The sequence below is a fragment of the Vibrio sp. CyArs1 genome, from assembly GCF_022432925.1.
Classification (GTDB): Bacteria; Pseudomonadota; Gammaproteobacteria; order Enterobacterales; family Vibrionaceae; genus Vibrio; species Vibrio mediterranei.
In genome coordinates, this window is the sequence record NZ_JAKRBO010000002.1 from 521,743 (window position 1) to 542,245 (window position 20,503).

21 protein-coding genes are annotated in these 20,503 nt (G+C 44.6%); 5 read left to right on the plus strand and 16 right to left on the minus strand.

The window, feature by feature from the left end; translation table 11 throughout:
* Positions 1 to 34: 34 nt before the first annotated feature.
* From MMA19_RS09030 to MMA19_RS09050, 5 genes are read right to left on the minus strand one after another with little or no spacing between them, the layout of a single operon-like run.
* The gene (locus MMA19_RS09030; protein WP_171390894.1) at positions 35 to 2,095 is read right to left on the minus strand and encodes a heavy metal translocating P-type ATPase; all 2,061 of its coding nucleotides are present in this window, start codon (positions 2,093 to 2,095) and stop codon (positions 35 to 37) included.
* Complete coding sequence (locus MMA19_RS09035; protein WP_171390893.1) at positions 2,092 to 2,406, minus strand: YtxH domain-containing protein; 315 nt, start codon at positions 2,404 to 2,406, stop codon at positions 2,092 to 2,094. Before MMA19_RS09035 ends, MMA19_RS09030 begins: the two co-directional genes overlap by 4 nt.
* Positions 2,393 to 2,701 (minus strand): magnetosome protein MamC, encoded by a 309-nt coding sequence (locus MMA19_RS09040; RefSeq protein WP_171390892.1) that lies wholly within the window; start codon positions 2,699 to 2,701, stop codon positions 2,393 to 2,395. The genes MMA19_RS09035 and MMA19_RS09040 overlap by 14 nt, the downstream gene beginning before the upstream one ends.
* A 2-nt stretch (positions 2,702 to 2,703) precedes the next feature.
* Positions 2,704 to 3,450 carry a YtxH domain-containing protein gene (locus tag MMA19_RS09045; protein WP_240206040.1) on the minus strand — a complete coding sequence of 249 codons (747 nt, stop codon included), beginning with the start codon at positions 3,448 to 3,450 and terminating at the stop codon, positions 2,704 to 2,706.
* Positions 3,447 to 3,779: an HMA2 domain-containing protein gene (locus MMA19_RS09050; protein ID WP_171390890.1), complete on the minus strand. Its 333-nt coding sequence runs from the start codon at positions 3,777 to 3,779 to the stop codon at positions 3,447 to 3,449. Before MMA19_RS09050 ends, MMA19_RS09045 begins: the two co-directional genes overlap by 4 nt.
* A 141-nt stretch (positions 3,780 to 3,920) precedes the next feature.
* Between MMA19_RS09050 and MMA19_RS09055 the strand changes: the two genes are divergently transcribed.
* The 5 genes from MMA19_RS09055 (at position 3,921) to MMA19_RS09075 (ending at position 8,773) form a co-directional block, all read left to right on the plus strand.
* A complete protein-coding gene (locus MMA19_RS09055) occupies positions 3,921 to 4,283 on the plus strand; it encodes an HMA2 domain-containing protein (protein WP_171390889.1) in 363 nt (120 codons plus the stop codon).
* A 59-nt stretch (positions 4,284 to 4,342) separates the two neighbouring features.
* Entirely contained in the window at positions 4,343 to 4,666 is a 324-nt protein-coding gene (locus MMA19_RS09060; protein WP_240206041.1) for a hypothetical protein, read from the plus strand.
* A 284-nt stretch (positions 4,667 to 4,950) separates the two neighbouring features.
* On the plus strand, positions 4,951 to 5,205 hold the full coding sequence (locus MMA19_RS09065) for a hypothetical protein (protein WP_171390887.1): 255 nt from the start codon (positions 4,951 to 4,953) through the stop codon (positions 5,203 to 5,205).
* A gap of 407 nt (positions 5,206 to 5,612) precedes the next feature.
* On the plus strand, positions 5,613 to 7,832 hold the full coding sequence (locus MMA19_RS09070; RefSeq protein WP_240206042.1) for a TonB-dependent hemoglobin/transferrin/lactoferrin family receptor: 2,220 nt from the start codon (positions 5,613 to 5,615) through the stop codon (positions 7,830 to 7,832).
* A gap of 71 nt (positions 7,833 to 7,903) precedes the next feature.
* Positions 7,904 to 8,773, plus strand: coding sequence for an ABC transporter substrate-binding protein (locus MMA19_RS09075; protein ID WP_240206043.1), 870 nt, complete (start codon positions 7,904 to 7,906; stop codon positions 8,771 to 8,773).
* Between the two features lie 61 nt (positions 8,774 to 8,834).
* Here MMA19_RS09075 and MMA19_RS09080 read toward each other — a convergent pair whose 3' ends face one another.
* The 11 genes from MMA19_RS09080 to MMA19_RS09130 all read right to left on the minus strand — a co-directional run bounded on the left by MMA19_RS09080 (position 8,835) and on the right by MMA19_RS09130 (position 20,474).
* Complete coding sequence (locus MMA19_RS09080; protein WP_240206044.1) at positions 8,835 to 9,833, minus strand: succinylglutamate desuccinylase/aspartoacylase family protein; 999 nt, start codon at positions 9,831 to 9,833, stop codon at positions 8,835 to 8,837.
* Between the two features lie 193 nt (positions 9,834 to 10,026).
* A complete protein-coding gene (oppF, locus tag MMA19_RS09085; protein WP_276574105.1) occupies positions 10,027 to 11,013 on the minus strand; it encodes a murein tripeptide/oligopeptide ABC transporter ATP binding protein OppF in 987 nt (328 codons plus the stop codon).
* Between the two features lie 5 nt (positions 11,014 to 11,018).
* On the minus strand, positions 11,019 to 11,990 hold the full coding sequence (locus tag MMA19_RS09090; RefSeq protein ID WP_006071807.1) for an ABC transporter ATP-binding protein: 972 nt from the start codon (positions 11,988 to 11,990) through the stop codon (positions 11,019 to 11,021).
* A 19-nt stretch (positions 11,991 to 12,009) separates the two neighbouring features.
* Positions 12,010 to 12,912, minus strand: coding sequence for an oligopeptide ABC transporter permease OppC (gene oppC, locus MMA19_RS09095; RefSeq protein WP_062457513.1), 903 nt, complete (start codon positions 12,910 to 12,912; stop codon positions 12,010 to 12,012).
* An 11-nt stretch (positions 12,913 to 12,923) separates the two neighbouring features.
* Positions 12,924 to 13,844 (minus strand): oligopeptide ABC transporter permease OppB, encoded by a 921-nt coding sequence (gene oppB, locus MMA19_RS09100; protein ID WP_031495785.1) that lies wholly within the window; start codon positions 13,842 to 13,844, stop codon positions 12,924 to 12,926.
* 87 nt (positions 13,845 to 13,931) lie between these two features.
* The gene (locus MMA19_RS09105) at positions 13,932 to 15,566 is read right to left on the minus strand and encodes an ABC transporter substrate-binding protein (protein WP_107307273.1); all 1,635 of its coding nucleotides are present in this window, start codon (positions 15,564 to 15,566) and stop codon (positions 13,932 to 13,934) included.
* A gap of 186 nt (positions 15,567 to 15,752) precedes the next feature.
* Entirely contained in the window at positions 15,753 to 16,046 is a 294-nt protein-coding gene (locus tag MMA19_RS09110; protein ID WP_006071813.1) for a hypothetical protein, read from the minus strand.
* A 383-nt stretch (positions 16,047 to 16,429) separates the two neighbouring features.
* Positions 16,430 to 18,433, minus strand: coding sequence for a transketolase (tkt, locus tag MMA19_RS09115; RefSeq protein ID WP_240206046.1), 2,004 nt, complete (start codon positions 18,431 to 18,433; stop codon positions 16,430 to 16,432).
* Between the two features lie 15 nt (positions 18,434 to 18,448).
* Positions 18,449 to 19,195 carry a phosphatase gene (locus MMA19_RS09120; RefSeq protein ID WP_006071815.1) on the minus strand — a complete coding sequence of 249 codons (747 nt, stop codon included), beginning with the start codon at positions 19,193 to 19,195 and terminating at the stop codon, positions 18,449 to 18,451.
* A 19-nt stretch (positions 19,196 to 19,214) separates the two neighbouring features.
* Positions 19,215 to 19,946, minus strand: a complete 732-nt coding sequence (locus MMA19_RS09125; RefSeq protein ID WP_038225654.1) for a nucleoside/nucleotide kinase family protein — start codon at positions 19,944 to 19,946, stop codon at positions 19,215 to 19,217.
* A gap of 9 nt (positions 19,947 to 19,955) precedes the next feature.
* A complete protein-coding gene (locus MMA19_RS09130) occupies positions 19,956 to 20,474 on the minus strand; it encodes an MltR family transcriptional regulator (RefSeq protein WP_240206047.1) in 519 nt (172 codons plus the stop codon).
* Positions 20,475 to 20,503 lie beyond the last annotated feature (29 nt).

Below are 20,503 nucleotides of genomic sequence, written 5' to 3' on the forward strand. Positions count from 1 at the left end.
ATGTAGGAGGCTTATTATTAAGGATATACAATAGCTACGAGTTACGAAGCGCTGCTGAACGACCAAGAATCGACAGCGTAGTACCATTGTGCAGCAGCGCACTCATTGTCGGACTCAGAAACCCTAGTGCCGCAGCAAGCATAATGCCACTGTTAATATACTCAGCGAGCTTGATATTGGAGTTAATGACTCGCATCGCAATTTCTGACAACTCTCTTGCGTGGGCAACACCAATTAGGTTGTCCCCTAGCAAAACAACATCAGCCACTTGTCGAGCGAGTTCTGTACCCCTTCCCATTGCGACACCGACATCCGCTTCAGTCAGTGCAGGCGCATCATTGACACCATCACCAACAAACATCACCTTACGACCTTCACTTTGTAACGACGACACTATCTTAGATTTGTCTGAAGGTCTCGTCTCTGCATAGACGCGATCAAGGTTCAATTCATCCCCAAGAATGGATGCCTTAAACTGACTATCACCGGATATCATGATGAGCTCTTTTATGCCGAACGCTTTTAATTGTTCTAACGTTTGCACAGCATCCTCACGTAAATGATCCCGTAATCCTATCATTCCAATCAATTTGCTTTGATTAGAGATAAATATCAGGTGACGCCCTTTGGCCTCAAATTCACGAATAGTTTGCTCAAACTCTTCAAACTCTACATTCTCATGAACCTCAAGGAAGTGCCTGCTGCCCATTACGAGTGTATTCCCATTCAGAGTACTTCTCAGACCATGAGCTATGACGTAATCTACCTCTCCATGTTCGATATGCGGTAATGCATGATGTTTCGCGGCATTCACTACCGCCTGAGACAGTGGATGATTACTATGCTCTTCAACTGATGCGGCGATAGCTAGCAAGTCTCTAGCACTATTGCGAGAACATAATGGGATAACATCCGTTACCTCCATATCCCCATGCGTTAGAGTACCTGTTTTATCGAAAACGCAGGTATCAACGTTCACCAACTTCTCGATTGCACTGCCGCCCTTAAACAGTACGCCTTGTTGAGCAGCACGGTACATGATTGATTTGAATGTTACCGGTGTGCTTAGTTTTAAAGCACAGGAATAGTCAACAAGAAAAACAGACGCTACGCGGTTAATATCTTGAGTTAAAGCAAATACAGCCGCACCAATACCAAGAGTAATTTTAACTCGGCGATTCGCCATATCTTGTGTGACTTGTTGAATCTCACTTTTTTCGCTCAAGGAGTCATAAATCAATTTAGCAATTTGTGCTGTCGTTGCTTCACTGCCAACTTTATCAACTCGAACATGAACAGTGCCTTCATGAACCGTCGTTCCCGAATAAACCACAGCGCCTTCTTCTCGACGAACCGGGACATTTTCACCAGTAAGAGAGGACTGGTTAACGAGCGCTGCGCCTTTGATGATAGTGCCGTCGACTGGAATCGCAACGCCAGGACCAAGCTCCAAAACGTCATGTTCTTCTAGTAGGTTGGAGCTAACTTGTTCGAGCGAATCGCCATTAAATCGCCAAACGAGAGACTCTTGTGGTCTCATCAAATCGGCAAGCAAAGCGTCACTATTCCGGCTAGTACGCTGCTCCATATACTCACCAAGACTGATAAGACTTTGCGTCATCATGGCAGTTCGATAGTCGCCGCGCCACGCGGATAAACCAACAGCAATCGCGTCGAGGACTTCTACGGAGACTTTTTTGTCTTTAAGCTCAGAGACTCCCTCAAAAAGAGTTGGCGCAATCAAAGTCGCTGTGGTTAAAGCGCCCCATTTATTTGGCAAAAGTGCTGCAGCAATGGTGCCGAGTACATTCATGGCAATATCACCACGAGTGTACTCGTGCTCTGATTCTTCAGCTTCAGCATCTTGGAAATTAAGTTGAGTGACACGCTCTTCAATAGTTGATGGTTTAAGTAAGTCTGTATCGTATTCCACAACTATCGACAGAGCGAGCTCATTCACCCTAACCCGCTTGATACCTTGAATCGCCATCAAACTGGTTTTGATCCATTCTCCAATATCCGGATACTGCCTAAGCTCTTTAACTTTAAACCGAATTCGACCAGGAAAATGGTGTCTTACTTGCGGTCCAATCATTCTTCGCCTTTATGAAGATTACGATAGTACTCCAACTCTGCCTGCGTATCTTCTAAACGCTCTTTAAGCTCCTCAACCTCACCTCTAACCGCAGACCAAGCTCGTTCTCCTGTTGCGGCAACACCTTGTTTAACTTTCTTATTTGTCAACAAGTAAGCTACCGCCGCCCCTGCCGCTACGCCCATCGCAAAATGTGTCTTACTATTCTGCTGTTTATAAGGTTGCTCTTGTTGTTGAGCTGGTTCTTGATTTGGGTTCTGTTGCGGATAGCCATAATATGGGTAGCCGTAGTAAGGATTATTGTTGTTCATTGTTTGATTCCGTTACTTGATCAAGTAAATAAAGTCCAGCAGCGCCCACACTAAGTATTGTGAGCATTGATAACGCAGGACGACCCGCCATTTTTTCGGCGACATAGGTTGTTGCACCGGCTACCGCTCCGGTTTTTACGGCAGTTTTAGCGGCAGTAGCAACTAACTCTGTAGTATCGATTTCGCCATTGGAGTGGGCATGCCACTGCCGTGCTACCGACGCACTTCCACCAGCGATGGCACCCACTAACATGGCTCGATTTGCCGAGCTTAGTTTGTCCGAGGAATTACTCATAACTACTGTTCTTTGATTACGGGCTCTGCAGATTGGCTATCTTCAGAAGGCTCTGGCGTACTTGCAGCGACTTCTTTGATAGCAGGTTCAGCACGATGTTTCTCTACCGATTCTTGATATCCCTGCTTACCTGCAGCAACGGTATCTCGGAAAATTTCACTACCAGTAGAGACATTATCTTTCACAGACGAAGCCGTAGTAACTGCAGCGTCTTTCACTGAGCTACCACCGGTTTTAATCATGTCACCAGCTCCAGACACAAGGCCCATTAGTTTGCCACGGACATTTTCGTTACTAAGCAGAAGCGCTGCTGCTGCACCAACTACTGCACCTTTCCAAAATTCTTTATCGCTCATACCAAAAGTTCCTAATATTTCGTTAAACATACCCGCATCTTCACCTAATGCGCCTTCTAGCATTGATTGAGCTTGTTCAAACAATGGATCAGAAGCTGAATTCGGACTTTGTTCAGGCTGAGGAGGTGCATTGTGCATTTGATGTGGTTGTGGAGGAGGTGTTCCATATCCCCAATGTGGAGGTGGTGGTGGCATCCCATTGTAAAAATGAGGAGCCATATGTGGATGCATAAAAGGATTCGCTCCATGAGGAGGCATAAATGGAGGCATCATTGGCGGCAACTCACCATTTTGTTGCATTGCCGCATATGACTTCGCCATTTCCATCTGCATATCCATCATGGCTCGGAAATAAGCCTCATAAGGGTTATTCGAACTGGATGAGTCAGTCATTCAGATTCTCCATTCAAATTAAGACGTTCGGCAATCGCGTAACAAGCTCGCTCGGCATCTTGCTCAGAGCCCGCAAATAACATATCAACCCACTTAGGTTCTATCTGTGTGGCATCATATTCGATAACGATACTGCCAGTCGCTGAATTCAGCTTGTAGTTCTTGAAAGCAGAGATTGAGGCGATAGCCTGTTCAATATCATCACTTCTAAAGTTCGCTATATGTGCAACTATTCCCAATTTATATTTGAGCCGCACACGCCCTGGGATATGGTGGCCAACCTTTACCCACTTACGTAGTTTTAAGGCCTTTTCTACATATTGCTTCATGGTTGCGAGTATAGGGTAACCCTATTAAAAAAACGTGAATTTTTACATTATTGAACCGACTTTTTACGAACACTTTGCTCTGCGTCAAATTCAGTGGTATTGTTGCTAATGCCAATAGTTATCATTTAGGTTGACGCTTCTATGAACACTTACATTCACAAGACAAATCAGAGACTTAGAGTAAGATCTGATTTTATTAAAGATCACCCCAAGCAAGTTGAAGAACTCATTAAGCAGTTATCAGATATCGACGCAATCTATCAACTCAAACACCAGAAACATGCGGGGTCTGTGGCTATCTGTTTTGATCCGAAAGAACTAGATTGTGAGTCCTTGTTAGAAATCGTCGAATCACATGGTTGGACAAAGAGTAGCGATAAACCATCTTTCATTGAAAAAGCGATGGTTTCAGGAACAAAAACATTTGTGAAAGGGATGACAGGTGTAGCACTGTCTCGATTAGTCGGTCCATCTGTTAGCCGAGTCATCATGAATCTAGCGTAGTAGAAATACGACGCTGACAAACGATTTAAGCGGTCAACTTAAACCGCTTGGCAGCACACTTGCATATTCCGTTGCTCAATGCAGGGCATCGCTTGCAAGGTGGTGACTTTAACGGAAGTGAAGCAATCGAACTGATATTAGGTTTGTTAGAGGATGGCTTAGAGCTCACTCTGGCATTCGCTGCTGTTAACTTACCAGTTGAAGACCAATTCCCCTGCCTTCCACCGTTTAACCATGAAAGCACTGGCGAGAGAGGTGCAGCAAGTTCCGACAAGGCACTTATCGCAGCATCGTTGGCAACATCTTTTATCTCAGAAGACCAACCCGGTTTTGATTCAACTTTCTTAATGTCGCGTGCTTTAGTTTCAAATTTAAGCAACTGAAGTTGTTCTAAAGATCGACTACGAATCGCCTTTACAGACTTCTTCTTTAGTTTCTTAAGTGCTTTCTTTGCTTTCATTTCAGATTCAATTTCTTAAACAGACCCACAAACACTAACAGCAATGCGAGTGAAAATAAATCTTATTTACACTTATAGTACACTCTCACGTAGAACTTATTACGTTAACAAGTTTAATTCGCAACAAGACATGATCTTAATCATAACAGCACCACTTTTATTTCTAGTATCATCAAGAGGCACTGGAATAACCCCTTGACCTTACCGATGACAAACAAAATAAACTCAATAACATTCGAAATGGTCGACACAGCATTAACGAGAGTTGAACACGCTAATCACATCAACTTGGGTTCACTAAAGCACACGCTAAGTAGCAATCCAGACCAAGCGGTTGAAATGTTCAGTTCGCTAATCGTTAAAGACTCTATCGACGATAAATTCAAACAGATTATGCATAGCTATCCACAATTGCTAGATAATGCTCATCATCTATTAGAAACGTCCATTCTGTTGAGCTAACACTTCTAAGATCTGTTCGATGACTTCTAAACAAAACTCCCCTACCAAAGGGGAGTTTTTGTGTCTGGACTTTTCTTATGCGTACACGCTTCCAATAAAATCACCGTTAACACAATTGAGCGTATCAGTATAGCTAGTGGATTACCCCTGCCATCCAATCTAGCGATTTTCATACATAGTTACTATTTGCTATGTGAATGCAACTACGATGGAGTGTTAAGCTGCTCTCTCAGCCATTGACGTCTTCTATATCTCACTCTTAAAAACTCAACATAAATGATAATGATTATCATTTGATCCAGATCAGTATTTTATAAATAGAACTCTCCATAATACACCGCAAATGATAATGATTACCATTTAGTTTAATCACACTCACTTCTTGCTGTTGTCATAGGGAATCACACATGTCTTTTAAGCTAGCTAGATACGCACCTTGCGTATTTATTCTGCCCTCTTTTATTACCTACAATGCAGTCGCTCAAGAAACTGAGCGCTCGTCATCAACGAATGAAACTATGGTTGTTGTCGCCTCTCGCAATGAGCAACGGCTTCAAGACGTTGCGGGTAGCGTCAGTGTAATCACTTCTGATGAAATGGAAAAACAGCTGTCAAATAGTATTGAAGATAGCCTTCGCTATATTCCCGGCGTAAGTATGAATAGTGACCCCAGGTTTGGCTTCGCTGACTTCAATATCCGCGGCATGGAAGGCAGTCGGGTAAAAGTTCTTGTCGATGGAGTGGAACAACCAACGCCGTATAGCTCGGGCTTAGGTGGTGGCGTAATGAGCGTAATGAGCAAAGGTCAAGGTGGGTTAGAGCCAGATACATTAACCGCGATAGAGATAAACAAAGGTTCGTCATCGACGCTTTATGGTAGTGGAGCGTTAGGCGGTAGCGTTCTAATGCGAACAAAAACAGCCGACGACCTGCTAAAAGGCGAATCAGGCCATGCTAGTGTCGATGCAGGTTTCATGTCTCGAGATAATAGTTATAAAACAACGATTAACTTAGCTAAAGAGCTGGCTAGTAATGTCCAAGGTATGCTCATTTACACCCGTCGTGAGGGGAATGAAAGACAGACTCATAGCAGCGGGCTCGACGTGACTGGGCCTAGTCGGGGTCAGGCGGACCCGATGTCTTACCTTTCAAATAACGTGCTTGGTAAACTGGCTTTTCAACCCAACTCCGACCATGAATTTACCTTAATAGGTGAATGGTATTCAATGGAAAGCGACGGGAGAAATTATTCACTTGATGGCGTTGTTCCTCCTTACCCTTACGAGTATTCCAACTATCATTTCGAAGACAACCAAAATAGGCTTCGCCTAGGTATGGAACATCAGTGGTATGCCAACAATGTCGCATTTGATGCGTTAAAGTGGAAGCTGAATTGGCAAGCATCTGAAAGCAAATTCAATACGTTAGATCATCAAACTAATATTTACTTCCCGGCCGACAACTTTGATCGTCGAAGAGAACGTAATGCCAGAGATGCATCTCTTCAACTCGATGTTCAATTCGATAAAGCCTCTACAATTGGCGAAACCGACCATAACTTTACCTATGGTTTCACCATTGTAGACAGTGATTTTGAACTAGAAACTAATACCTATCAGTCCAACGGAGATAATCAAAGTGGTGTGGTAGAAATGCCTCCACATACCGATGTGTTCAAAGCTGGTTTATTTGCTAACGATCAAATGTCATTAATGAATGACAAACTGCTTCTTAATGCAGGTGTTCGGTACGATATGTTCCAATATCGCCCTGAGGAAGGCGCGAAGGATATTGACAATAAGATCGGTGAATTTAACAACCACGACAGTAGCGCCTTTACAGGGCAACTAGGCGCATTGTACCGACTAAATCAGTCACTAAGTACCTTCGCCAAATACGCTCGAGGCTTTAAAGCCCCTACTCCAGAGGAGTTATACTACAGTTTCGATCGCGCCCCTATGGCAAAAGTAGAAGCGAATCCAGATCTTAGACCCGAGACCAGTGACACATTCGAGATTGGATTACGTCAAAACACGGCGAGTTATATGTGGGAATTCTCTAGTTACTACAACTATTACAACGACTTTATTGACACTAAAACTACCGATAAACCCGGTTACATGGGCGGTGTCACCACAAGAGAAAACATTTCAAGAGCGCAAATCTATGGCGTAGAGCTGTCTGGTATGTTCTATCTAGACGAATTTGCTTCTTTACCACGTGGCTCCTATCTAAGGTATAGCGCCGCTTGGTCAAAGGGGAACGACCTTGAAAAAGACGTTGCACTTAACAGTGTTGCACCGTTAACAGGCGTGGTAGGTTTCGGTTTCGATAAAGCTGATGGCTTCTACGGTTGGGCAACTAATGTCACTGCCGTAGCGGCAAAACAAGGTGATGATTGGAGCGATCCTGACAACCTAAAAGCACCGGGCTACGCATTAGTTGATATTACCGCCTATGTTAGGCCAACAAAGAGCTTTGTTGTTAGGGGCGGTGTATTCAACCTACTAGATCAAAAGTATTGGCAATACAGCAATCTGCAAGGAAAAACTGCGAGTTCACAAGGTGTGGATCGTTACACTCAACCAGGCATCAACTTTGGTGTTAACGCTAAATACGAGTTCTAGCCTTCATGATATCGGGAGCAAGCGAGATCATTTCTTCGGCTTGCTCCTAACAATGCTAAGTGGGAAAAACCATGACGACAGCTTCATCTCAAGTTCAAACTCACACGAAAAATTTAAGCTTAGTTTTTGCAATGCTTACACTATTTATTTCACCTTTCTCCCTCGCACAAAATCGAATAATTAGTGCGGGTTATGGTGTTACAGAGATTATTTACGCTCTTGAAGCACAAGAGCAATTGGTAGCCGCTGACTATACCAGCCGCTCTTTTATTGAAGGGGCAAACATTTCCCAAGTAGGAATACATGTCCGCCTGTCTGCCGAGGGCTTGCTTGCTCAAGAACCAACTCAGCTAATTGGCACGAATGAAATGGGGCCGCCTTCTGTAATAGACAAAGTAAAGCAATCCGGTGTGAACGTTAACATCGTCTCTTCTGAACAAAGTGTTAAAGGGCTAATTGATCGAATCCATCAGATTGGCTCCATCACTCAAAACGAAGAGAAAGCGAATTTGCTCGCTACAGCGGTTGAACAAGATGTTCAAACGATGAATGACTCTATCTGTCAACAAAAGCCCAATGTTGTGTTTTTTATGCTTGACCGTTCAAGTAACATTCGCGTTGGTGGTAAGAACACAGCAATTGATAGCGTTATTTCTTTATCCGGCGCTAGCAATCCTGCATCCGATTTAATTCAAGGCTATAAAGCGATGAATGCCGAAGCTATGTTTGCGTTACAACCCGATTATATTCTGGTCAGCCAACGAGCTTGGGATATGTACGGTAGTAAAGAGAAAATTCTGAATGCTCTACCTCTCCTAAAGTCCACAAACGCTGATAACGAAGGCAATATTGTCGTTATATCTAGTGGTGCACTATTAGGAGGGTTCGGATTGAGCAGTATTAAACTCGCTAAGAAGTTGCATCAAACATATTGCCAATAAGTGTCATTATCGAACAAATGCAGTCATACACATTCACTTGAGTATTGACTACATTTGTCTGCTACTTTATTAACCTGACCAACAGTGAACCTGGAGCTCTTACCGACTCTACATTGTGACTGATCACCACGCCGTCTGAAGGTGACAAGTACTCTTCGATAACATCACCAAAACTGTTGTATTGCGTCGCTATTTTTTGACCCTCGGATATCTTATCTAGCAACTCAACATGGCTGATCACAAACCCACCTTGATTCGCTCGAATACTGACAATTTGCTCGCCCTCTGTACAAGGTAGAGTTTGCGGCACCACTTCACCATCAATTAACTGATACGAGCGCAGAATGTTCAGCACCCCATCTACCGCACGTTGCACCATGTCTAGGTCAGAATAGCGCCCGACGCCAACTTCAATCGTAATTGAGGGAATGTCTGCTCGGTTATACACAGTTTCAAGAATGCCTGGGTCTCCTGAGTCGTTTAAAATCACATCGGGGTTCAGCAGACGCGCCATTCGAATGGCGTCATCAAGTCGATAATCGGCAAACACATACAGTGGATACGCCGAGCCCGAAGTTTGGGAATGCAGATCAATGGCCAGATCGGCGTTGGGCTGAAGAAGGTTGGTCCAAAGGCTGTGCGCAAAACGATTCGCATCATCGCCGTCTGGGCTGCCGGGAAAAACACGATTCAAATTCGAGGTGGAACTATCCGGAGCAGCGGAGTGGTAATCACGACTGTGGCGCGCGATCCCAGACAGGTTCACTGTCGGCACAATGGTGACCGTACCAGCATTCGTTTTACCAATCAGCTCTCTAGCCAACTGCTGAGCCGTTAGGATCCCGTTTTGCTCATCACCATGGATACCAGCGGTAATCATAATTCGTTTTCCAGGGCGAGAGCCCTTGAACACACGAACGGGCAACGTCTGGGGATGACCTATGGCGTCGGTGGCGACCGCAAACCAAAATTTATGCTCACCCGGCTCTAAACCTTCCACATCCAGAGCTAGTATCGTTGGATACATAGGCACAATACATTGGTTGAGTGGTTTAGACATAGTAACTCCGGCGCTGGCACAAAGCGTCATCATAACATTGATATAACACCAGTACAGTGCAGAATCACCGAGTTACATCCTCCCTCACTATTGGAACCATGGTGGCAGAACTGGTTGATAAGACTGAGTTTAAGTTACGTATGGAGACGATAAAAACGTGCATAAAGGCGGCAGAGTCACTGCCGCCGTTTTATTATGCTAACAGGCAAGATACCGAGTGCTCTTCGTCACCAGTTAGTATCGGCTTTTCCTTGGCGCAGGTTTCATTGGCTAGTGGGCAGCGAGTACGGAACACACAACCTGAAGGTGGATTGATTGGAGAAGGCAAATCCCCTTCCAACATCTCGATGGTTTTCGAGCGCTCAATGTGAGGATCTGGTATTGGTACCGCTGACATCAAAGCTCGAGTATAAGGGTGCTTTGGCTCAGCAAACAACGCCTCTGACTCTCCCAACTCTACCGCGTTTCCTAAATACATCACCAACACTCGGTCTGATATGTGTTTGACTACCGACAGATCGTGAGCAATAAAGACCAAACTCAGTCCTAGTTCCTTTTGTAGTGCTTTCAATAAATTCACTACCTGTGCTTGAATCGATACATCCAATGCTGATACTGGCTCATCGCAGATGATCATCTTGGGACGCAGAATCAGTGCTCGGGCAATACCGATACGCTGACACTGGCCACCAGAAAACTCATGGGGGTAGCGGTTAATCACATTAGGTAATAAACCGACTTTCGCCATCATTTCTTTAACGCGTTGCTTCACTTCTTGTTTGCCAAGCTCTGGATAAAATGTCTCTAGCGGTTCAGCAATGATATCGCCTACTGTCATGCGAGGATTGAGAGATGCCAGCGGATCTTGGAAAATCATCTGGATTTCCTTGCGCGTCTCCCTACGCTGCACAGAATGCATTTTAGTAAGGTCATTCCCAAGCCAGACCACCTCACCATCGGTAGCTTCAACTAAACCAATTATCGCTCGTGCGAATGTGGATTTACCGCAACCTGACTCACCTACTACTCCGAGCGTTTCTCCTTCATAAAGACGGACATTGACTCCATCGACCGCTTTCAACTGAGAAGCCTTACTCCAAGGCCATGCGGATTTCGAAGCAATACTGAAGTGTACTTTGAGCTGTTTTACATCTAACAGCAGGTTTTTGTTATCTTTCATAGCATTCATTTGGTCCAAGTCTCCCAATCAGAGAAGCAGGCTCGCTGGCGATTATCGGCAAAGTTCTCTAACGCCGGCGCCGTAACGCTGCACTGTGGAATAGCACGATGGCAACGTTCTTGATAAGGACAGCCCGGTGGTAAGCGAAGCAAGTTAGGTGGATTGCCGGGAATAGTAGGGAGTATCTCCCCTTCCGTGTCCAATCGAGGAATAGCCTTGAGCAGACCCTCTGCATAAGGATGACTTGGGTTATAGAAAATATCATCCACAGTTCCATACTCCATGGTACGGCCTGCATACATAACCAATACCTTGTCGCAGGAACCAGCGACTACACCCAAATCATGGGTAATCATAATGATCGCCGTATTGAACTCAGTTTTCAGCTCATTCAATAGGTCCATGATCTGCGCCTGAACCGTTACGTCCAACGCAGTGGTGGGTTCATCAGCGATCAACAGCTTAGGGCGACACAAAAGAGCCATGGCGATCATCACGCGTTGGCGCATACCTCCTGAAAATTCATGAGGGTACATCGAGATACGCTTACGGGCTTCAGGAATCTTCACCGCCTCTAGCATGCGCACAGATTCTTCAAGTGCCTCCGCTTTACCCATCCCTTTGTGCAGCATCAGGACTTCCATCAATTGGTCACTGACCTTCATGTATGGATTGAGAGAAGTCATTGGGTCTTGGAAGATCATTGCAATCTGTTCTGCACGAACTTTATTCAGTTCTTTTTCAGACAGATTAAGAATTTCACGACCTTCAAATTTAGCACTACCGGAGACAATGCCATTCTTTGCCAGTAAACCCATAATTGAGAAAACAGTTTGTGACTTACCGGAACCAGACTCGCCGACGATCCCCAACGTTTCACCTTGGTTTAACGCGAAGTTGAGGTCATTCACTGCCGTCACTAAGCCATCCTGCGTCTTAAACTCAACTCGCAGATCTTTTACATCTAATAAACTCATTATTTTTCCTTAGTCACGACTATCTGTCTTTTGGATCCAGCGCGTCACGAAGACCATCGCCAACGTAGTTAAAGCAAAATAGTGTGACCACCATGAAAATAGCAGGGAAAGCCAGTTGCCAAATAGCCACTTCCATTGTCTGAGACCCTTCCTGCAGCAGCGCGCCCCAACTTGTCATTGGCTCTTGCACGCCTAATCCAAGGAACGATAGGAACGACTCGGTTAAAATCATGCTCGGAATAAGTAGTGTCGAATAAACCGCAACAATACCCAATACATTCGGCACAATATGGCGTGTAATGATTCGCCAGTTGCTCACACCACTGACATGAGCTGCCTCGATAAACTCTTTACTACGAAGACTTAACGTTTGACCACGTACTATTCGGGCCATGTCCAACCAGGCAATTGCGCCGATAGCGACGAAAATCAGCACGATGTTGCGACCAAAGAAGGTTACTAACACGATCACCAGAAACATAAATGGCACTGCATAGAGAATTTCAAGCACACGCATCATCACGCGGTCCACTCTGCCTCCGATAAATCCAGAGGTCGCCCCATACAAGGTCCCAATAAGCACAGCAACCAGAGCACCGAGCACACCAACCATCAATGAAATACGTCCACCGATTAGCGTTCGCACATAGAGATCTCGTCCTAAGCTATCCGTCCCAAACCAGTGATCTGCACTTGGTGCAGCGTGCATGGCATACCAATCCGTATCATCAAAGGTGTAACTTGCAACCATAGGAAGGAAAATCACTGCCATGGTCATTACAAACAGAATCAACAAACTCACCATCGCAGCTTTGTTGCGCATAAAACGAATTCGCGCGTCTTGCCACAAGCTTCGACCTTCAATTTCTAAACTTTCTGAAAACTTCTCGACAGCTTCCAAGTTTTCTTTTTTCGTTAGCATCACTCACTTCCTCAGTAACGAATTTTCGGGTCGATCATCGCAAGCAAAATATCCACGATGGCGTTGAATAGAATGAAGAGGAAACCAATCAGAATGGTCACTCCCATCACTAACGAATAGTCTCGGTTAAAAGCCGCGTTAACAAACAGCTTGCCGATACCCGGTAAGCCAAAAATAGTTTCGATAACAACGGAGCCAGTAATAATGCCGACAAAAGCAGGCCCCATATACGACACTACAGGCAGTAAAGCAGGCTTTAACGCATGCTTAAGAACGATGTAGGAATAACTCAGCCCTTTGGCTCGCGCTGTACGAATGAAATTACTGTTGAGCGTTTCTATCATGCTGCCTCTAGTAATACGAGCGAAGGTCGCCACATACAAAAGCGACATCCCGATAACGGGTAGTACAATGTACTTCAGACCACCGTCGTGCCACCCCCCTGCTGGAAACAGGTGCCAGTGCAATGAGAACAAGTAAATCAGTGCCGGAGCTAACACGAAGGATGGCATCACGACACCTAACATCGCGGTCGACATAATGGTGTAATCAACCCAGGTATTTTGCTTTAAGGCGGCAATCGTACCGACTGTGACTCCCATAATGAGGGTAAAGATAAACGCGACTAACCCCACTTTCGCCGATACCGGCAGTGCCACAGCGATCAATTCGTTAACCGTGTAATCTTGATACTTGAATGAGGGACCAAAATCTCCATGGAGGACATTAGATAGGTAGGTCGTGTACTGCTCAAATACTGGCTTGTCTAGGCCATATTTAGCTTCAATATTTGCCATGACTTCAGGGGGAAGTGGGCGTTCACTTGAAAAAGGGTTACCCGGTGCAAAACGCATCAGAAAAAAAGATACGGTGATCAACACCAATAAGGTTGGTATTGCTTCCAATATCCGCTTCATGATGAACTTAATCATAAACGTGTCCAGTTTGAAATTATGAATAACAGAAGGACACTGCATGTACGATCACATACAGAGTCCTTGCTGACTTTTTAACAATGATTACTTAGCTTTGATGTAAAGGTCTTTTGCGTAGATCTTGTCTTCCGCGTTCCCTTCGGGATAACCGCCAAGTTGAGGTGAAACGAGACGTGTCGTCACGTATTGATAGATTGGAGCTAAAGGCATGTCTTTCGACAGTTGTGCCTCTGCGTCATAGTAGAGCTGAGTGCGCTCAGACTCGGATTTTGAGTTGAGGGCTTTGTCGATAATGGCATCATAAGCTGGACTCTTATAATGAACACCACCATTGACGTTATCGCTCATCATCAAAGTTAAGAAGGTCGATGCTTCGTTGTAGTCTCCACACCACGCAGCACGCGTGACGTCAAAGTTGCCTTGGTCCCTACTCGCTAGGTAAGACTTCCATTCTTGGTTCTCCAGGTGAACATTAACCCCAAGTTTTTTCTTCCACATCGACGAAATAGCTACCGCAATTTTCTTGTGATTTCCCGACGTGTTATACAGCAGGCTGAAATCTAGCGGGTGGTCTTTATCGTAACCAGCCTCTGCCAGCAACGCCCGCGCTTTCTCATCTCTTTGTTTTTGCGTTAGCTTGCCGTATTCCGGCAATTGTGGCGAAAATCCCGCGGTGATTTCTGGCGTTAGGAAGTAAGCGGGTTTCTGTCCCTGCCCTAAAATGGCTTTAGTGATAATGTCACGGTCAATAGCATAAGACAGTGCTTTGCGGACTCTTACATCGTTAAACGGTGCTTTCATTGCGTTGAACTGATAGTAATAGCTGCATAAGTTGCCCTTGATGGCGACATCCTGCGGATACTCTTTTTGAAGGCGATGGAAATGCTCGTTTGGCACTTCGTTAGTCATCTGAATTTCACCCGACAGGAAACGGTTCATTTCAGCGACTTGATCCTCAATAGGCAAGAAAGTGACTTTGTTGATCACTGTGTGTTCATTATCCCAGTAATTAGGATTTCGCTTCAGCTCTAATCGCTCATTCACCACCCACTTTTCCGGAAGGTATGCGCCATTACCAACAAAGTGCTCCGGTTTGGTCCACTTCTCGCCCCATTTTTCAATTGTCGCTTTATGTACAGGCATCATAGTGGTGTGAGCCAACATCTTAACGAAATAAGGTACTTCGGTATCCAATGTGACTTTCAGTGTGTAGTCGTCAACGGCCTCAACACCTAATTCAGATATATCTTTCTTACCTTCAATAATATCTTGTGCGTTTTTCATCTTGGTTGAGGAAAGATACCAAGCGTAAGGTGACGCAGTTTTCGGATCCACTGCTCGGCGAAAACTGTAGACGAAATCTCCCGCGGTCACAGGATCGCCATTGGACCATTTAGCATTGTGACGGAGGTGGAAGGTGAAGGTCTTATTGTCAGGAGTATCCCAAGATTCGGCCACACCTGGAATGGTTTCACCATTGGCATCCTGTGTCACCAGACCTTCCAACAAATCACGAATGACGTTTGACTCGGGAACGCCTTCTGACTTTTGAGGGTCAATGGTTGCCACTTCGGTACCGTTACCTCGTACAAATTCTTGTTTTTTTGCTAGTTTAGTTCCGGCTGGAACGTTAGCTGCATAGGATGACTGAACAATAGTAGAGCCAAGTATGCCCGTACTAATTAGTAGTGCTATTTTCGTTTTATTAATAGTTAACATGTTGTGCCTGCATCTTTTTATTGTGATTAAACTGGAGAATTAACTCCGTTTGATTCAAAAGTATTTTTTACGCAAAGATGTAACACAAAAAGATAATTCTTATTCACATTAAGGAAATTTGATAGATAGGTAACGTTTTTATCACATTATATTAATGTCAAACAGCACCTATAAATCATTCTATTATCATAGAAATTGTTTTACTTTATCTATATCTGCTTGGAATGAATCAGCGCCGATAATAGTGACTACTTGCTCAATAACTTTGATTTCTTCAGGGTCAAATGTATGGTGTGGATCGACTAAGTTCCATACATGAAGAGGACTTGGAGACCATCGCTTGAACAAGCAGTCTAGAGCTTGCTCTTGGCTTCGGGTGAGTTGTTTATGGATATTTTTAGCACCTTTATGCCTCAAAGGGCCGTTAATGTAGACATCTGCCATATGAAGCATCAATCTTATTCGTGTTGTTTCGAACATTATTTCTAATTTCCTGCAGTGCTCTACGACTTATTACACACAACAAAATATCCGTTATTGTCCATTTATAATGAGTAATGTCTAGATAACATACTTTCTCAAAAGATTAATGTGAATCGTGGGTAAATTATTCGCTGTTATTTTCTGATATATTGCTTTTAATTAGGCAAGAGATAAGATATTTCCATCGAAAGATAATATTATTTAGAAACTGATCATTCTAGGCATACACGAGCAGTTAAATAATATTAACACTATGAAGGTAAATGTGGCTCAAAAAATCACATTCATAAGAGTGTTAATGAGAGGGATGACTGTCGATTCTTGAGGCAGGTTGTACGGCATAAGAGAAACATCTCACTTCTTATACCGTACAAAAGCACTTACGCCAGTAGCGATTTCGCAGTCGCTACAACGTTTTCAGTTGTGAAGCCAAACATCTTAAACAGCTCACCCGCTGGCGCAGATTCACCGAATGTTGTCATGCCGATAATCTTGCCACCGAAGCCAACATACTTGAACCAGTAATCCGCAATACCTGCTTCAACAGCAATACGCTTAGTCACTGCCGCAGGAAGAACCGCTTCACGGTATGCTTCATCTTGCGCATCAAATACGTCAGTAGAAGGAAGAGACACTACACGTACCTTCTTACCTTCAGCCGTTAGCTCAGCGTAAGCATTTGTTGCTAGCTCAACTTCAGAACCTGTCGCAATAAGGATTAGCTCAGGCGTGCCTTCGCAATCTTTCAGGATGTAACCACCTTTAGCAACGTTTGCTAGCTGCTCAGCGTCACGATCTTGCTGTGTTAGGTTTTGACGAGAGAAGATAAGCGATGTAGGGCCGTCTTTACGCTCAATTGCGTATTTCCAAGCCACTGCAGACTCAACCTGGTCACATGGACGCCATGTGCTCATGTTTGGCGTCACGCGCAGTGATGCGATTTGCTCAACCGGTTGGTGCGTCGGGCCATCTTCACCCAGACCGATAGAGTCGTGAGTGTAAACCTGGATGTTTTGCACTTTCATCAGTGCTGCCATGCGCATTGCGTTACAAGCGTATTCCATGAACATTAGGAAGGTTGCACCGTATGGTACGAAACCACCGTGCAGAGCGATACCGTTGATGATCGCTGTCATACCGAATTCACGCACACCGTAGTGGATGTAGTTACCAGACGCATCGTCAGCCGTTAGCGACTGAGAACCAGACCACATGGTCAGGTTTGATGGCGCTAGGTCAGCAGAGCCGCCCATGAATTCTGGAAGCATCTTACCGAACGCTTCTAGAGCATTTTGAGACGCTTTACGAGATGCAATGTTTGCTGGGTTAGCTTGAAGATCAGCAATGATCTTGCTTGCTTCTTGTTCCCACTGAGCTGGAAGCTCACCGTTCACACGACGCTTAAACTCAGCTGCTAGTTCTGGGTAAGCCGCTTCATAAGCCGCTAGCTTCTCGTTCCAAGCTGCTTCTTTTGCGCTACCCGCTTCGTTTGCATCCCACTGCGCTTTAATATCAGTAGGGATTTCGAATGGACCGTGTTCCCAACCTAGGAATTCACGTGCTGCTGCAATTTCGTCGTGACCTAGTGGTGCACCGTGACAGTCGTGAGAGCCCGCTTTGTTTGGTGAACCAAAACCGATGATGGTTTTAGTACAGATAAGTGTTGGACGTGGATCCGCTTTTGCCGCTTCAATCGCTGCATTGATCGCGTCAGCATCGTGACCGTCTACTGCAGGAATTACGTGCCAGCCGTATGCTTCGAAGCGCTTAGGTGTATCGTCAGAGAACCAACCTTCCACTTCACCATCGATAGAAATACCGTTGTCATCCCAGAAAGCAATCAGCTTACCTAGACCTAGCGTACCTGCTAGAGAACATGCTTCGTGAGAGATACCTTCCATCAGACAGCCATCACCCATGAATACATAAGTGAAGTGGTCAACGATATCGTGACCTTCTTTGTTGAATTGCGCTGCAAGAGATTTCTCAGCAATCGCCATACCAACCGCGTTAGTGATGCCTTGACCTAGAGGACCAGTCGTCGTCTCGATACCTGGTGCGTAGCCGTACTCTGGGTGACCTGGTGTTTTTGAGTGCAGTTGACGGAAGTTTTTAAGATCGTCAATTGATAGCTCGTAACCGCTTAGGTGAAGCAGAGAGTAAATCAGCATTGAGCCGTGGCCGTTTGACAGTACGAAACGGTCGCGGTCAGCCCACTCTGGGTTTGACGGGTTGTGATTTAGGTGAGAACGCCAAAGAACTTCAGCGATATCTGCCATACCCATTGGTGCACCTGGGTGACCTGAGTTAGCTTGTTGAACACCATCCATGCTTAGCGCGCGGATTGCATTAGCGAGTTTTTTTCTGTTGTTTGTTTCAGTCATTTTAACTCTCGAAAATTAATATAAATGTTCAAATTCTTGGATTGTTGCTTTGCCGCGTAGACGCAGGAAATTTAGAAAGCGGCTCGACGATGTCGATACAATTCTCTCTTCCGGTACTTGGTGTTTAGTGAGCAGGTCTATGGCTTTGTCGAGTTTTGAAATTTCCTCACAAAAGTGCGCGTCTGAACCCGTGGTGAAATACACACCTATTTCATTTCCTAGACGGACAATTTCGTCACAACGCTTGTCACTGCCCTTACGGCTTTTACCAGTTAGTGACGTGTTGTTTACTTCGACAACAATGTTTAAGTCTTTCGCGCACTGTAAAACTTTGCGCATATCAAACGGGTAGTTAGGGTTCCCTGTATGCCCTAACACATCAATTCGGCCACTTTGCATAGCGTTGATCAGCGCTTCTGTGTGCGCTTCTTCCGTGGACGGTGAAAACACGGGTTCATGAAAGCTGGCAATAACCCAGTCCAAATGTTGGTCACTGGAGTTAGGAAGATCAATTTCCCCCTTTGTATTTAGAATGTTGGCTTCGACACCACGCAAGATGCCGACATCATGGAGAAATCGGGGCAGAATCCTTTGATTGTTAAAATACCAGTAATGGGGGGCACCTGGCATTTCAGGAGCATGATCCGTAATACAAAGAAGCTCCAGCCCCTTATTTTTTGCTGCTAACGCATTCTCTAAGACCGTACTGTAAGCATGGCCGCTAGCGATAGTATGAGTATGGGTATCAATGACTATTTTCATGACTCTCGTCCTCTATCGCTTAAATCTTGAAGGAACCATCTTGGTTTAGATATAGGTTCAAGTCTGCTTTTTGAGAGTTGTTCAGTACGTTATCGACGTTGATAGCATCTGACTTGTAGTAGAAGTCCAAGGCATCTTCCTCGGATGTACCACCGCGAATCTTACGGTTCACCAAACGATCTTGTAAGAACTGAGGGTCGGTATCGATGAACACCGTGAAATCAGCAAAATTCTTTAACCCATTCCAAACCGGTTGATCTAGCAATAAATAGTTTCCTTCGATAACTACAATGTTCTTATCGACAATCAATGCATCGTCCACGGGATCGTGAAGATTTCGGTCGTAATAAGGCCATTTAGGCGCTGGGTCTTTTAACTGTCTTAGTTTTCTGACCAGTTCAGTCAGATTGAAGGTTTCATAAGCGCCCTTTATTGAGCGAAGTAATACTTCTTTACCATTTCGAGTCGTGCTATTGCTGTCTAAGATTTCATTTGGAAAGTGAAAGCCATCAAACGGTAATACTTGCAAGGTTTCTAGAGCTTCGTCTTGCTCTGACAGATGTTCCCAAAATGCTGCAAGTGTGGATTTTCCACTGCCTGGAGGCGCAGCAAGAAAGATAATGACTCGATCTTGTTTTTCTTTGTAGAGTTTGGAGAATTTTTCGACTAGAGGTTTATGGATTTGTTCAACGTCGCTATTGGGAAATTCAGCTTGGGTTTCAAAGCCGCTAACGTTTAAATTCACTTTCATAGTGACACCTTACTGATGGATCTCCTCTTCTATTTTTTGAATGAGCATTTCACAAGACAGTTTAAGGACTGTGATGATGAGAGATTCGTATCTCATCTGTGAAAACGTCTCAAATGAAGAGAACTTTAGTTGTTTTAGAGATTCAATATAAAAGCTATCTTGTTGCGAAGATAATATGGCTTGGCTCTCAATAAAGTCATAGATCATGTCATCGCTAAACGACACTTTTTCCGGCCTAGACAAAGCGTACTCCAGCACTTGGTCGTAGAGGCCGATATCCGAATAGGTTTCTAGCGAAATCTTACCCATTGCGAATACTAACTTGGATACCACATCGGTGGTCACGAGAGGCCCATCTTCCTTCAGCAACGGGTCCACAGCATACTCCTTCACTAGCTCGTCTTGGACAAATACTGATGGAAGTATGGCTTTTAACTTGAGGTTTATAATCTTGTTTGAAACTTGAAGAAAGGCGGTGGCGTTATCGCACTCATCCAACTTCTCCAATAAATCTTCAATTCGTGACAAAGTTTCTAACCTTTTGATTATGTGGTAAC